The organism is Streptomyces sp. NBC_01216, from assembly GCF_035994945.1.
In the GTDB taxonomy this organism is placed as follows: Bacteria; Actinomycetota; Actinomycetes; order Streptomycetales; family Streptomycetaceae; genus Streptomyces.
This window is the reverse complement of record NZ_CP108677.1, coordinates 608,120-621,322: the sequence shown is the minus strand read 5'-3', so window position 1 is coordinate 621,322 and position 13,203 is coordinate 608,120. Positions and strand designations below refer to the sequence as shown.

The 13,203-nt window shown below is 70.2% G+C and carries 11 protein-coding genes and 3 pseudogenes; 9 read left to right on the top strand and 5 right to left on the bottom strand.

Features of this window, described 5'->3' with window-relative positions; all coding sequences use genetic code 11:
* Nucleotides 1-37: 37 nt before the first annotated feature.
* Nucleotides 38-382 (bottom strand): hypothetical protein, encoded by a 345-nt coding sequence (locus OG393_RS02720; RefSeq protein ID WP_327372912.1) that lies wholly within the window; start codon nucleotides 380-382, stop codon nucleotides 38-40.
* Nucleotides 383-653: 271 nt separating this feature from the next.
* Here OG393_RS02720 and OG393_RS02715 point away from each other — a divergent pair, with 271 nt between their 5' ends.
* Complete coding sequence (locus OG393_RS02715) at nucleotides 654-1,283, top strand: hypothetical protein (protein WP_327378287.1); 630 nt, start codon at nucleotides 654-656, stop codon at nucleotides 1,281-1,283.
* A gap of 220 nt (nucleotides 1,284-1,503) precedes the next feature.
* Nucleotides 1,504-1,776, top strand: a pseudogene (locus OG393_RS02710) (alcohol dehydrogenase catalytic domain-containing protein); the annotation flags it as partial.
* Between the two features lie 441 nt (nucleotides 1,777-2,217).
* On the opposite strand, the gene OG393_RS02705 reads toward OG393_RS02710, so the two are convergent.
* Nucleotides 2,218-3,678: a hypothetical protein gene (locus OG393_RS02705; RefSeq protein WP_327372911.1), complete on the bottom strand. Its 1,461-nt coding sequence runs from the start codon at nucleotides 3,676-3,678 to the stop codon at nucleotides 2,218-2,220.
* Nucleotides 3,679-3,904: 226 nt separating this feature from the next.
* On the opposite strand from OG393_RS02705, the pseudogene OG393_RS02700 reads away from it, so the two are divergent.
* Nucleotides 3,905-4,325, top strand: a pseudogene (locus tag OG393_RS02700) (AraC family transcriptional regulator); the annotation flags it as partial.
* 98 nt (nucleotides 4,326-4,423) lie between these two features.
* On the opposite strand, the gene OG393_RS02695 reads toward OG393_RS02700, so the two are convergent.
* Nucleotides 4,424-4,717, bottom strand: a complete 294-nt coding sequence (locus tag OG393_RS02695; protein ID WP_327372910.1) for a hypothetical protein — start codon at nucleotides 4,715-4,717, stop codon at nucleotides 4,424-4,426.
* A gap of 167 nt (nucleotides 4,718-4,884) precedes the next feature.
* Between OG393_RS02695 and OG393_RS02690 the strand changes: the two genes are divergently transcribed.
* From OG393_RS02690 to OG393_RS35395, 3 genes and pseudogenes are all read left to right on the top strand, one after another.
* Nucleotides 4,885-5,277 carry a cation-translocating P-type ATPase C-terminal domain-containing protein gene (locus tag OG393_RS02690; protein ID WP_327372909.1) on the top strand — a complete coding sequence of 131 codons (393 nt, stop codon included), beginning with the start codon at nucleotides 4,885-4,887 and terminating at the stop codon, nucleotides 5,275-5,277.
* 471 nt (nucleotides 5,278-5,748) lie between these two features.
* Nucleotides 5,749-6,654 carry a universal stress protein gene (locus OG393_RS02685; protein ID WP_327372908.1) on the top strand — a complete coding sequence of 302 codons (906 nt, stop codon included), beginning with the start codon at nucleotides 5,749-5,751 and terminating at the stop codon, nucleotides 6,652-6,654.
* Nucleotides 6,655-6,698: 44 nt separating this feature from the next.
* Nucleotides 6,699-7,379: pseudogene (locus tag OG393_RS35395) on the top strand (IS701 family transposase); the annotation flags it as partial.
* A gap of 14 nt (nucleotides 7,380-7,393) precedes the next feature.
* On the opposite strand, the gene OG393_RS02675 reads toward OG393_RS35395, so the two are convergent.
* The gene (locus OG393_RS02675; protein WP_327372906.1) at nucleotides 7,394-8,149 is read right to left on the bottom strand and encodes a transposase family protein; all 756 of its coding nucleotides are present in this window, start codon (nucleotides 8,147-8,149) and stop codon (nucleotides 7,394-7,396) included.
* A 1,618-nt stretch (nucleotides 8,150-9,767) separates the two neighbouring features.
* Here OG393_RS02675 and panD point away from each other — a divergent pair.
* From panD to OG393_RS02660, 3 genes are all read left to right on the top strand, one after another.
* Complete coding sequence (gene panD, locus OG393_RS02670; RefSeq protein WP_327372905.1) at nucleotides 9,768-10,193, top strand: aspartate 1-decarboxylase; 426 nt, start codon at nucleotides 9,768-9,770, stop codon at nucleotides 10,191-10,193.
* A gap of 20 nt (nucleotides 10,194-10,213) precedes the next feature.
* On the top strand, nucleotides 10,214-10,558 hold the full coding sequence (locus OG393_RS02665; protein WP_442817249.1) for a GNAT family N-acetyltransferase: 345 nt from the start codon (nucleotides 10,214-10,216) through the stop codon (nucleotides 10,556-10,558).
* A gap of 403 nt (nucleotides 10,559-10,961) precedes the next feature.
* Nucleotides 10,962-12,242 (top strand): transglycosylase family protein, encoded by a 1,281-nt coding sequence (locus tag OG393_RS02660; RefSeq protein WP_327372903.1) that lies wholly within the window; start codon nucleotides 10,962-10,964, stop codon nucleotides 12,240-12,242.
* On the opposite strand, the gene OG393_RS02655 is transcribed toward OG393_RS02660, so the two are convergent.
* Entirely contained in the window at nucleotides 12,123-13,109 is a 987-nt protein-coding gene (locus OG393_RS02655) for a DMT family transporter (protein WP_327372902.1), read from the bottom strand. The two genes, OG393_RS02660 and OG393_RS02655, sit on opposite strands and share 120 nt — an antisense overlap.
* Nucleotides 13,110-13,203: the final 94 nt, after the last annotated feature.

Sequence of the window (13,203 nt, the reverse complement as noted above, 5' to 3'; positions counted from 1 at the left end):
CCGAACGAGGCCGGACGCTCACCTGGGCGGCACGTGATCACACGTCGCCGTCCATCGCCTTCTCCATCGGACGGCGCGGCGAGGCCGGTGCTTCGGGGCCGTGCCCGACCCGGATGACCATCTGCGCTCGCACGCGGGGGGCCGGCAGAGGTACGCGTTCGAGGGCCTGGCCGGTCCGCAGCCGGTCCGTCCGCCGGTCGTGTGCCGTGGACAGCAGCGCGAGCGTCGGGCGCGTCTCGAAGGCGCGGACAGGAATGCGTACGGTGCGGGTGTCGGTATCGACCCGGAAGCGCCAGGGCTGAGTGTCGGGCAGGGACGGTGCGGCCACAGCCGTCGCGACCAGCCGTTCCAGGGCCGGGGCGTCGAGGGTTGACGAGCTCATCGGACTCCTTCCCGCCCGCGTCCGAGGCCGGCTGGGCTGGTGGGTGAACCCTTCCCGGCCTTGGTCCCCGCCGACGTGCGCGTAAGGGGCCGTGCGGGCACCGCCCGGCACCGGTCGGCCTTTTTCGTCCGATGGTGGCCGAAGGTCCCTGTGGATTGGGGCTGTTGAGGCCCCGAGGTGCGGACCTTCGGCATCGGGTGCGGGGTGGTGCGGGCCGGGAGAGTGAGTGGCGTCAGGAACCGACCGGATCTTCTCCGAAGGGGTCACCGTCATGGCCGTGCACCAGCCCACGCACCGTAGTTCGGGTTTCCACCTGCCGCCGTTCCGCCGAAACCACGCCGATTCCGCGCCGGGGGCGGCCGGGTCGGCGGAGGCCGGCACGCTCACCGTCCGGGCCTACGTGTTCGCCTCGGCCCGTGTGCTGATGGGGTTCGTCTTCCTGTGGGCATTCCTCGACAAGACGTTCGGCCTCGGTTACGCCACCGCGTCCGGAAAGGGCTGGGTCGAAGGTGGTTCGCCCACGAAGGGCTTCCTCGGGCACGTCGCGGTGGGCCCTATGGAATCGACGTTCCACTCGTGGGCCGGGGCGACCTGGGCGGACTGGCTGTTCATGATGGGCCTGCTCGGGATCGGGCTGGCGCTGACGGCCGGGGTGGCGCTGCGCCCGGCCGCTTTCGCGGGGACGGTGATGATGGCGTTGATGTGGGTGGCGGAGTGGCCGCCGGCGAAGCACCTGTCGGACGGGTCGGCGAGCATGTCGACGAACCCGTTCGCCGACTACCACCTGGTGTACGCGGTGGTGTTGGTCGCGCTGGCCGCGGTGTCGGCCGGTGACGCGCTGGGTCTGGGCCGACTGTGGGCGCGGCTCCCGATCGTGCGCGACCACGCGTGGCTGCGCTGAACACGGCAGGTCGGGCGGGCCCACCACAGGTTCCCGCCCCACCCGCCTGCCGACAGGGACTGTCGGCCCCATTCCGGGACCACAGGCCCCTGCCCCGTGGCCTTTCTCGTGGCCCCGAAACGGGGCGCATCGGCGCTGTCGCCCACGCACCACCGCCGTCGCCGTCGTCGCGCACGACTGACGCGGCCCACCGAAGAAGTACACGGAAGGAGCGGGCACCATGAAGGCAGCGGTCGTCCGGGAGTTCGGCAGGCCCCTGGTCATCGAGGAGAGGCCCGATCCGGAGCCCGGTCCGGGGCAGGTGCTCGTGGCCGTCGAGGCATCCGGTCTCTGCCATACCGACATCCATGCGGCGCACGGCGACTGGCCTGTCAAGCCCACCCTGCCGTTCGTCCCCGGGCACGAGGGCGTCGGCCTGGTCGAGGAGTTGGGTGACGGTGTGACCCACCTCGTCGTCGGACAACGCGTCGCCGTCTCCTGGCTCGGCAAGGCCGCCCGGCCACCTGGCCGGACGCCGGGAAGGTTGAGGCATGCTCGCCTGCTATCTCTTCGCTCACTCGCTCGAGGACTCTCTCAGCGACGGCGAGTTCGTCCCGCGCGGATCGAACCCTGGCCAGCTGCTCGACCAGCTGTGCTTCGAGGTCGTCCAGTTCCGCACGTCGCGTGGTGATCCGTTCCAGCGGCTCGGGATCCGGCAAGCAGCGGATCGTACGGGCCGTCGGACCGCTGCGGGCACGAACCGCGAAGATGCCGCCGACTTCGTCGGCGGCATCACGTTACGACGGGAGGACGGAAGGTCGGTCCGGTGCCGTCGCCGGGGTGACGGCCATCCCAACGCTGCCTGGCGAGCGAACCGCGGGTACCGCATCACATCGCTTCAACCCCGGACCTGGGTGGTACGGAACCGGTTGGGACTTCGGATCCCCGGACAGCCTCAGGAGCACGAGGTGCTTTCAGACGCGGTCATGGGTCGAGAACGGGCGACGATGGAACCGCTTCCGGTCGGTGCCGTGAAGACAGCGTTGGTGATCATGAAGTCCCGGTGGCCATCCAGGTGCGTCCCCTTGGCGAAATGCAGGTGGATGTCTCCTGAGGCAGTGCCAAGTTCCGCAGCACGGGCCAGCCACCCCACACTGCACCCTGGAACTGGCAGACTTTCGGTCTCCGACACAGTGCTTGACCTGCCCCAGGTGTGACTGTAGGTCGTGTTCACTCCCACTTCCGCCACTCCCCAGATGGTGGCCTTGGCGGACGCGCTCACCTCGAGCGTGTCCGAGCTCTCCACGGTGTCCGACCAGGTCAGGGCGTGATTCTCGGTCTGCGAGGTGTAATTGAAGACGCGGTCTCCGACAAGATGTTCCTCCCCCGGAGAGGTCCGATAGCTCCGGGGCGAGTAGGTCATGGTGCAGACCGCCTGGGAACCCGCGCATATCTCGAGAGCGGCTTTGCCGTGGTCACTGTCGGCGGAGTAAGTGGTCCAGCCTACCGCTGTGTTGACGGCGGCACAGGGCGCGATCTGGTCGGCTGTTCCCGGCCCGCTGATCTGCGTCCAGGACGTGCCACCGTTCCAACGGTAGACACCGTCGGGTGATCGCCCGAAGACGGCACTGTCCGTGACCACCCACTGCGAGCCCGGACCGGTGGTACCGATCCGCTGCCAGTTCTGCCCGGAACCCTGATAGCGGTAGACACCACTGCCGTCCGGAGCGGCCCGGAGAAGACCCGCCCCACCCCCGTAGATCTGGTCGGCTGTTCCCGGCCCGCTGATCTGCGTCCAGGACGTGCCACCGTTCCAACGGTAGACACCGTCGGGTGATCGCCCGAAGACGGCACTGTCCGTGACCACCCACTGCGAGCCCGGACCGGTGGTACCGATCCGCTGCCAGTTCTGCCCGGAACCCTGATAGCGGTAGACACCACTGCCGTCCGGAGCGGCCCGGAGAAGACCCGCCCCACCCCCGTAGATCTGGTCGGCTGTTCCCGGCCCGCTGATCTGCGTCCAGGACGTGCCACCGTTCCAACGGTAGACACCGTCGGGTGATCGCCCGAAGACGGCACTGTCCGTGACCACCCACTGCGAGCCCGGACCGGTGGTACCGATCCGCTGCCAGTTCTGCCCGGAACCCTGATAGCGGTAGACACCACTGCCGTCCGGAGCGGCCCGGAGAAGACCCGCCCCACCCCCGTAGATCTGGTCGGCTGTTCCCGGCCCGCTGATCTGCGTCCAGGACGTGCCACCGTCCCAGCGGAAGACACCGTCCGGCGACCGCGAGCAGACCGTACTACCAGTCGCTGCGGCAGCCGGCTGTGCCGTGATCAGCGGCATCGCTACCGCACTCGGCAGGGTGACCAGGAGCGCGGTCAGCCGTACTCGCCATCGTCGTCCCGACGGCACGGCGCCCCTTCCGCTCCTCGCGTCCCCCCATGCACCCGCCACGGTTACTCTCATCGCGGAAGTACGCCAAGAAAACAGGCGCATTGCCCATACTCCTCTCATCAAAGCCCACACGGTTTGGAACGGCCGGGGCATGCCAGGCATCCATGGACGAAGAGGCCCCGCCGTTCACCAGGCATCATCCTTTGCCACCGGCATCACCGGGTGTGAGTGGTAGAAGTGGCGCATGACGCAAGAATCCTTCCAAGAGGCTTCCTGCGGGCTCCAACCACACCGGGTGGCAGTCATCGTGGAAGAGGACACCAATCCCTTCGAACTCGGCCGCGCCACCGAACTCTTCGGGCCGCCCCGGCCCGATCTCGGCCGTGACCTCTACACCTTCACGCTCTGCACGCCCCACGACCGCACGGTCATGCGCGACCGCTTCTTCACTCTCACCGAGGCAGCGCGCCTCGACACCGCCGACACCGCCGACACCCCTGATCATCCCGAGCAGACCGGACGTCAGCCGACCCCGTCACCCCGCCGTACTGGACGCCATACGCCGCGCCCACCGGCGGGGCGCCCGGCTGGTCTCCTTCTGCAGCGGCGCGTTCGCCCTGGCCGAGGCAGGCGTACTCGACGGCCGCCGGGCGCGCCGGACCTGGGGGCGTGTCCGTCCCATGCTCACCGCTGCAGCGAACTGGCTCTCGCCGAGGCTCTGGTCGTCCTCACCAACCTCGAAGCCAACGCCAACACCGTTGCGTTAGCGCCGTGAGCGGCTGTTGAGGCCGTGGGCGAAGAATGTGACGGTGGTGTGGACGGTGTAGTTCTGGGCCTTCCGGGGGTGCTGTCCGGCGTTCGGGCCGTACTTGCTGGTGGGGTTCTTGCGGGTGCGGGCCTTCACTCGTTGCCGTCGGTGGGCGGGCAGGAGGCCGCGCAGGGCGGCGTGGCCGATCGTGCCGACCAGGTCGATGAGGGTGCCGGGGAAGATTCCGTGGGCTGCGGTGACCGTGTCGGTTGCGGCGGCCAGCAGGACGGTGAAACTGATCCGTTCCATTTGTCCAGTGCGGTCACAAGCCGTTGGCATAGGGGAGTTCGCCCTCGGACTCCGGCCCGAAGGCGGCGGCTATGAGCGCGCGGGTGCCGCACTCGACCAGGGCCAGCAGCCGCAGGAGCGGATAGCCGAACTCCAGATTCTCCCCGGCCCGCTTGGGGTAGCGTCAGGTGAGCGTCTCGTCGTCGGGGTCGCGTGGCCGAGCTGGTGGTGGGGTCCGCCACCTCACCGACACCGCGACCGCCGCCACCATGGCCTTCACCACGTTCGTCCTCTTCCAGCTCTGCAACGCCCTCGCTGCGCGCAGCGAGGACGGCCCCGTCCTCGGACGTCATCAGTTGCGCAACCGCACCCTGTGGATCTGTCTGGCCGCCGTCCTCACCCTCCAGGTCGTCGCCGTACAGGCGCCGGTCGCCCAAGGAAACTTCGACACCGTCGCTCTCAGCCCGACGCAGTGGGCGATCTGCCTCGCCACCGCCCTCACCGTGCTGCTGACCGAACACGGCTGGCGGGCCGCACACACACGACACGATCGGCGCGCAGCACGGAGACCGACCCCGTGAGATCCCAGCACCTACCCGCGCCGCGGGGCCCGAGAAGGTGATCACGGGCGATCCGGTCGGCCACTTGCGGGTTCGACCGCCGTTCCACCTCGAGTGGGATGTCCCCTGCCCGTCGGTGAGGACGTGACGGTCTCGGACACGCGCGGTCGACCGGACGCCCCGCTCTTGAGCCCCGTCGGGCCGATGGGCCCGAACCCCGCGGGCCACGGCGGCCCCGTCACACGGAAGGGCAATCGCCCGTTCGGTGAAATGTCGGGACTGTGCCTGAAGGGCACGGTCATCGCCACCAAGAACGGCCACCTCCGGACGCGGACGCCGAGTGCGGCCGTGTTCACGGGAGTCGTCCTCCCGCCCCGGAGTCGACCTGCCGATGGGGCCGGTCGGCCCCCGTCCGAGCCCATCGGCCCCTGTCCCCGGAAGCCGCGGAACGACAAGGTCATAGCAGGTACCCCGACACAGGAGGTGGGCTACATGCCCGGTACGATCATCGTGGGACTGGATGGCTCGCTGGAGAGCCGGGCCGCAGCGGACTGGGCCGCCCGCGAGGCCGCCCTGCGGGGGTTGGCGGTGAAGCTGGTTCACGTGTGGCAACCGGTACCCGCACGCATGGCGCAGGCTCCGCTCCTCGGCGCAGAGACCCACCAGCACTGGACCGAGCGGATTCCGCGAGAGACCGCCGAGGGCCTGCGGCTGCGCTACCCGGATGTCGAAGTGGGCGTCGAGCAGTTGACCGGCTCGCGGACCGACGGCCTCCTGGAGGCGGCGGGCGACGCGGAACTGCTGGTCCTCGGCTCCCGTGCCCTGAGCGGCCTCGGAGGCTTCCTGGTGGGGTCCACCGGGCAGAGCGTGGTCGCCCGCACCGAGACGGCCGTGGTCCTCGTACGCGCCGGGGAGCAGGCCGCGGACGAACACGTCAGGGATTCCGCCGGCGTCCCGTCCGTCGCCACCGCGTTCCGGCCCGTGGTCTTGGGCCTGGACGCCTCCAGTCCCGACGAGACCGTGCTCGACTTCGCCTTGAGGGAGGCCAGGTGCCGACAGGCCCCGCTGACCGTCGTACACGGCTGGGACACGTCGCCCTACGCCGTCTACACCATGGGCGCGGGCTTCGAGGCACACGAGGAGTTCGCCCGAGCCGAGGCCACCGCACTCACCGAGGCGCTGCGGCCCTGGCGGCAGAAGTACCCGGACGTCGAGGTCGCCGAGGTCTCCCGCCCCGGCAGCGCCGCGAACCTCCTCGTCGACTTCTCCCGCGACGCCTCCCTCGTCGTTGTCGGGCGGCGCCGTCGCCGCAATCCGCTGGGCGTACACATCGGGTCCGTCGCTCACGCGGTCATGCATCACGCCGTCGCCCCGGTCGCCGTCGTCGCGCACGGCTGAACCGCCAGTCGCGGACGGAAGAACGACCTGTCCTCCACGCGCCAATCGCCGTCCACCTCGCGGCCGTCACCGCTACCACCCGTGTGGTCATCGACCGGGCTCTGTACCTCCCCGCGGACTGGGCGGCGGACGAGGAACGCCACACGGTGGCCGGGGTGCCCGAAGAGCGCGAGTTCGCGACCAAGCCGCAGCAGGCGGTAGCGATGGTCACCAGGGCCCTCGCAGCGGGGATACGGCCCCGCTGGTTCGCCGCCGACGAGGTGTACCGCAGGCGTGAATGCCGGGACGTCCGCGCGCTGAACCTCGCCTACGGAATCGGCGTCCCGGCAACGCGCGCGCCAGGTCACAGCGGGCTCCGGTCGCCGGTGGGAAGCGCGCAAGATGCTCGACAAGGTGCGGCTCTAGCAGTGGATGCGCCTGACCACCGGCCACGGCACCAAGGGCACAGGCGAGTACTACGACTGGGCCTGGCTGGACATCCGCACCGACGACGCCCCCGAAGGACCGGAGGCGGGCACCAGCGTCCTCGTCACCCGCCGCCACCGCTACACCGGCGAGCCTTCCTACTTCCGCTGCCGGGCCCCGGCCGCACGGTCCTGCCGACACTCGTGGAGATCATCTGTCGCCGGTGGCGGATCGAGGAGGCGTTCCAACTCGCCAAGGGCTTCACCGGCCTGGACCAGGGACAGGTGACGTGCTGGAACTCCTGGATGCGCTGGTCACTGAGCGTTTTCCAACCTCACGCTGATGCGTGGTGAAGGACGAGGACGGCCTTCACCACGTCGGTGATGCGGTTGGTGCTGCAGCGGAGCTTCCGCAGGAGGCGCCAGCCCTTGAGGGTGGCCATGGCCTGCTCGCCGAGGCAGCGGATCTTGGCATGGGTGGTGTTGTGGCGGTGCTTCCATCGCTTGAGGCGACGGCCGCGAAACGGTACCCGGACGGGTCCGCCGGCGCCTTGATACGCCTTGTCGGCCCAGCATTCGAGTCCTGCTTCGGTGAGGGCTTCGATGATGCCGTGCTGTCGTGCGGCGGTGAGGTCGTGAGTCGATCCGGGCAGCGCCGGCGAGGCCCAGAGCAACCGTCCGAACGGGTCGGTGAGGACCTGGACGTTCATGCCATGGCGCTTGTGCTTCCCCGAGTAGTAGGGGGTGTCAGCGGCGATGCGGTCGATCGGCAGCAGAGTGCCGTCGAGGATGACGAACGCCTTCGTCCGGATCGTCCTCATCGCCTCGGCCAGGGACGGGGCCAGAGCGGCCAGGATGTCGACGGCCTCGCGTATGTAGCGGAAGGCGGTCGCGATCCCGATGCCGAAACCGGCCGCGAGTTGGGCATAGGTGTCACCACACCGCAGGTGGGCCAGGGCCAGCAGAGCCTGTCGCAAGGCGGGAAGCCGCCGCCACCGCGTGCCGATCTCCTGCCGTCTGGCGGTCAGCCGCCCGGTCAGGAACCGCAAGGTGCGGCTGGACAGATCGATCGAAGACGGATAGACAAGCACGCGAAGCTCCTGGCAGACACGGGTGATCTTGGTCGAGAACCCGTCTACCAGGAGCTTCGTCGTTGCGCAGGACTGTCCAGCTCGCGGTCAACGAAACCAGCTTGGAAAAGGCTCAATGCAGAATCACGGCTTGCCCGGGGCGGCGTGATGGCCGACTGCCGTCCCCAATCCGTGGGAACGACGTCCAAGGAAGTCCCCGGCTGCTCACGCGTTGCCGATGTCTTCGAACATGTCCCTCGGTCCGAGGTGCAGAGCGAGGGACTCCGTCGAGCACAGCTTGATCCACGCCGGCGGTCGTCGCTCCTCGGGTGAGCTGGATGGGGCAAGCGACCGGTCCGCCCGGTCCGCTGATCATCCGTTCGATTGACAGACCCACTCCCAACAGTGCGCCGAGCGGGATCTCGACGAGGCGCTCGACATCGTGATCGACGAGCAGTACCTGGCGCGCGTCGTCCGCGAGGGCACCATGGACGTCCGGGTCCGCCGGTGCCCAGCCGACCCGGCCGCGCCGCAGGACGGCTCTGCCGCCCTCACCCACGTTGCTGATCCCGCGCGCCTGGCCCGCAGTTACCTGGCAACACCGCGGGTACGACCAGGTCCGTGCTGACCTGCGGGAGTAAATCCGCACCGCGCACCGGCGCGGCGCGTCGGCCGACGACCTCGTAGCCGCTGCCTCTGGCCGGATCCGCGAGCAGGAGGTGCGCGGGCTGCTCGCGGCCGGCGATCAAGCAGCACAGGCCGCGCAGTTCCTCCAGGACCACTGCCCGGTGGGAGACCATCCCGGTGCGTGTGAGCGTCGCCCCGGACAACTCCTGCTCCTCGAGCTGTACCCCTCACCCAGCCAAGAGATCAACCACCACGAGTGGACACACGCGGACGACCCGGTGGCGGACGCCCCGGACCCCCTGGGACTACAGCGAGGGCGTCACGCAGGCCCAGGCCGTACTGGCCGCCCTTCCCTGCCGATACACCGCCACGTGCAACGGCCGACCCGCCACCCCCACCGACCCGGCACCCTCCCGACCACCCCACCCGGGGACCGTGACCCTCACACCCCGACCCCGACCCCGCACCCCGCACCCCGGGGTGCGGGGTCGCCCTTCCGGGGCGATCGCGGGCCTTCCCGGAAGGGACGGGCCCGGGGCGGTCAGCGCGGCCGGCGACCCGACGGCACACGGCCCGTGCCCGCCCGTACAGCCAACACCACAGACCCCCCACCAGGGGCACGACGGGACAACGCGGCTCGTCAGCAGGCGTATCCAAGCCAACCGCCCACCCCGGGGAGAGCACACAGCCGACGCGAGCAGGGTCGTGAAGGATGCGTCGCCTCGCGCACAGGAGTCGACGGCTTACTGTTTGGGTGGCCCTGATCGCGTCCTGGTCGGTGGTTGCGTAGGCTGACCTCGCCTCGGCGAGGCGGACGCGGCGTCCGGCGGCCGGTTGCCTGTGGATGATCTTCGATATGACTGATGGTCCGTCAGGGGAGTCGGCGATTGGTCAGCATCAGTCCTCAAGAACCCAGTGAAAGCTGACTGGACATGCGACTCGTTGTAAGGTAGGGAAACCGCCCTTGACCTGCAAAAACGCAGGCAGGGAGCCTAGCTCCAGGAGTACCTCGATGATGCGTACAATGTTCAAGTCCAAGATCCACCGTGCCACCGTGACCCAGGCCGATCTCCACTACGTCGGCTCCGTCACGATCGACGGCGAGCTGATGGAGGCCGCCGATCTTCTGCCCGGTGAGCTCGTCCACATCGTCGACATCGACAACGGCGCCCGGCTCGAGACCTATGTCATCGAGGGCGAGCGCGGTTCCGGCGTGATCGGGATCAACGGGGCCGCCGCCCACCTGGTGCATCCCGGTGACCTGGTCATCCTCATCAGCTACGCGCAGGTCGAGGACGCCGAGGCGCGTGCCCTGGTGCCGCGTGTGGTGCACGTCGACGCGGACAACCGGATAGTGGACCTTGGTACGGACGCCTCCGCGCCCGTACCGGGGAGCGGGCAGCGGCGCAGCCCGCAGGCCGTACCGGCGGGCTTCTGAGGCGGGACGGGGTCACGGGCATGGTGGATCCGGTGATGCGTGACGACCGGCGCGAGGGGCGCCTGGAGGCGTTCGAGGGCGACGAGTACGCCGGGGGCATCGTCTACTTCGTGCTGGCGGCGGAACCACACGCCTTGGTGGCCGTCCATACGGTCGTCGAGGCCGGGCGCGAGGGCAAGGGCATCGCCGGCACCCTCGTCCGGGAGTTCTATTCCGTCGCCGCCCGTGAGGGTGTACCGGTCGTGCCGCTGTGCCCGTACGCCGCGAAGTGGGCCGGGAAGCATCCGGCGGAGGCCCCCGTGCCGCCCGCCGAGGTGGTCCGGGCCGCCAGGCTCCAGTTGAAGGGCACGCCCGCACTCTGGTGACGGCTCCTCGCCGCCACGGACGAATGGATCCGGCGGGCGAGGGCACGCGCAGCGGGAGAACCTGGTGCAGAACGGACCAGTCGACCGAGAGGTGCGCCATGACCCACCCGTACCCCGACCCGGTGCCCCCGTCTCCGGTGCCGCCGCCGGCCCCGGTGCCCCCGCCCGTACCCGGACCGGTGCCGAGCCCCGAGCCGGCGCCGGTGCCGCCGCCGAGCCCCGTACCGGAACCTCCCCGACCCACCCCTGTACCGGAACCCGAGCCTCAGCCCCAGCCGGGCCCGGCCGGTCCCTGAAGGTTGTCTGATCTACATACACGAGGGGGAGATTTCCCGGTGCCCCTTGTCACGGCCTGTGACTGTCCCTTACCTTGGGCGACTGCCGAAGCGTTCGAGGGGGACCCATGGCCGCACGCGGACGACACCGCCGACAGCAGCCGAGCCGTATCAACAGAGCCTCGCTCACCGTCACCGCGGGCGGTGCCGGAATCGCGTTGCCCCTCATGGGGGCGGGCGGGGCGCAGGCGGCCTCGCTCGATGTTTGGGAGAAGGTCGCGGCCTGCGAATCCTCGTCGAACTGGCGGATCAACACGGGGAACGGCTACTTCGGCGGCCTCCAGTTCAGCCAGGCGACCTGGGAACGCTACGGCGGAACGCACTACGCGCCGCGTGCCGACCTCGCCTCCAGGGACCAGCAGATCGCCGTCGCCGAGAAGGTCCTCAAGGGGCAGGGGCCCGATGCCTGGCCGGCGTGCGCGCCGCGGGCAGGGCTGTCGGCGGGACAGGACGCTTCCGGCGTCCGCGCCGCCTCCTTACCCGGGCAGCGCGTCGCCGACGGGCGAAAGACCCCAGCGGCCACACCGACCACCGTCCCGACCGTCCGCGAGTCGTACACCGTCACCCCCGGCGACTCGCTCTCGCGGATCGCCCACGAGGAACGGGTGAAGGGCGGCTGGCAACGCCTGTACGAGGCCAATCGCACCGTCGTGGGCAGCGACCCCGACCTCATCCACCCGGGTCAGAAGCTCACCCTGAGGATGACCGCACCCGCCAGGCCCGCAGCCAAGCCCGCGACGAAGCCCACCGCCAAACCCGTCACCAAGCCCGTTCCCAAGTCGACCACCAAGCCGGCCGACGAGGCGCCGGCCGCGGCGAAGCCCGCCCCGAAGAAGCCCGCGGACACCACGCCCGCCGCCCGCCCGGCCGCGAAGCCCGCTCCGAAGCCGGCCGCGACCTCCGCCGCGAAGACGGCTCCGAAGCCCGCCGCCGCTCCGCGTGGCGAGGGGTTCAGCGCTCCCGTCTCCGCGTCCATCGGCACCCGCTACCGCACCGCCGGCTCCTCCTGGGCCAGCGGCTACCACACCGGCGTCGACTTCCCCGTCCCCACCGGCACCTCCGTCAAGGCCGTCTCGGGCGGCACGGTGGTCTCCGCCGGGTGGGGCGGTGCGTACGGGTACCAGATCGTCATCCGGCACCACGACGGCCGTTACAGCCAGTACGCACACCTCTCCGCGCTGTCCGTGCGCGAGGGGCAGCGGGTCGGCGGCGGCCAGCGCATCGCCCGTTCAGGGTCGACCGGCAACAGCTCGGGTCCGCATCTCCACTTCGAGATGCGGACGGGGCCCGGATACGGCACGGACATCGACCCCCTCGCCTACCTCAGGGCCCGCGGCGTCTCCATCTGATCGCCTGTCCGGCGCCGGTGCCGGTGACCGGATCTCCCGCGGGGTCGTCAGGCGGTCGGCCGTGAGCTGGACCAGCCCGCCCGCCGCCACGGCCCCGCAGATCAGCGCCGCTACGGAACCGGCCGTTCCGTAGCGGAAGCTCTCCCCGAACAGGGTCAGACCCACCGCCGCCGCGACCACCGGGTTCACGACCGTGAGCGTGGCCAGCGGCGCGGCCAGCCCCGCGCCCCGGTACGAGGCCTGCGAGAGCAGCAGGCCGGTGGCGGCCAGCGCCGAGAGCACCAGCAGACTCGGCCACTGGGCGAACGGTTCGCTCGCCGTCCACTCCACCGCGACGGTCTTCGTGAAGACCGAGGCGATTCCGAACGACACACCCGCCGCGCCCGCCAGGACCACGCTGCGCAGCACCGGACGCCCCACCAGGTGCGCGACGGTGAACAGCGCGGTCACCACTCCCGCCGTGCCGGCGGCGAGCAGCCATCGCTCGGCCCCGCCCAGCGCCTGGGAGGTGCCGTTCCCGGTGAGACTGAGCAGCCCTGCCAGGCCCACCGTGGCCGTGATCGCGCCCCGCCAGGCGGTGCGGCCCGCGCGGCGGCCGACGAAGAGTGCCGCCAGCGGCAGCGCGAAGACGATGGTGAGCGCGCCGAGCGGCTGGACCAGGCTGAGCGGGCCGTAGGCGAGCGCCGCCACGTGCAGCGCCGCACCGAGGCCGTTGAGCAGCACGGACCCCCACCAGGCCGGGCTGCGCAGCGGTGCGTAGGTGCGGTTCGTGCCGGAGGCCGCGACCCGCTCCTGCACGATGGCGGCGGACGCGTAGGCGACCGCCGAGACCAGTGACAGGAGGACGGACAGCGCGAGGGGACTCATACCTACAACGATCTCTCCTCGCGGCGGTTCCGTCGTCGTACCTGGGAACCCCATCGGCCGTACTTCTCTCGTAGTACGAGCCGGCTCCGTACCC

What these genes read in the sequence shown, in the direction of transcription:
- OG393_RS02720 (WP_327372912.1), bottom strand. Translation starts at nt 382, where the DNA reads ATGAGCTCGTCAACCCTCGACGCCCCGGCCCTGGAACGGCTGGTCGCG.
- OG393_RS02715 (WP_327378287.1), top strand. Translation starts at nt 654, where the DNA reads ATGGCCGTGCACCAGCCCACGCACCGTAGTTCGGGTTTCCACCTGCCG.
- OG393_RS02695 (WP_327372910.1), bottom strand. Translation starts at nt 4,717, where the DNA reads ATGGAACGGATCAGTTTCACCGTCCTGCTGGCCGCCGCAACCGACACG.
- OG393_RS02685 (WP_327372908.1), top strand. Translation starts at nt 5,749, where the DNA reads ATGCCCGGTACGATCATCGTGGGACTGGATGGCTCGCTGGAGAGCCGG.
- panD (WP_327372905.1), top strand. Translation starts at nt 9,768, where the DNA reads ATGATGCGTACAATGTTCAAGTCCAAGATCCACCGTGCCACCGTGACC.
- OG393_RS02665 (WP_442817249.1), top strand. Translation starts at nt 10,214, where the DNA reads ATGGTGGATCCGGTGATGCGTGACGACCGGCGCGAGGGGCGCCTGGAG.
- OG393_RS02660 (WP_327372903.1), top strand. Translation starts at nt 10,962, where the DNA reads ATGGCCGCACGCGGACGACACCGCCGACAGCAGCCGAGCCGTATCAAC.
- OG393_RS02655 (WP_327372902.1), bottom strand. Translation starts at nt 13,109, where the DNA reads ATGAGTCCCCTCGCGCTGTCCGTCCTCCTGTCACTGGTCTCGGCGGTC.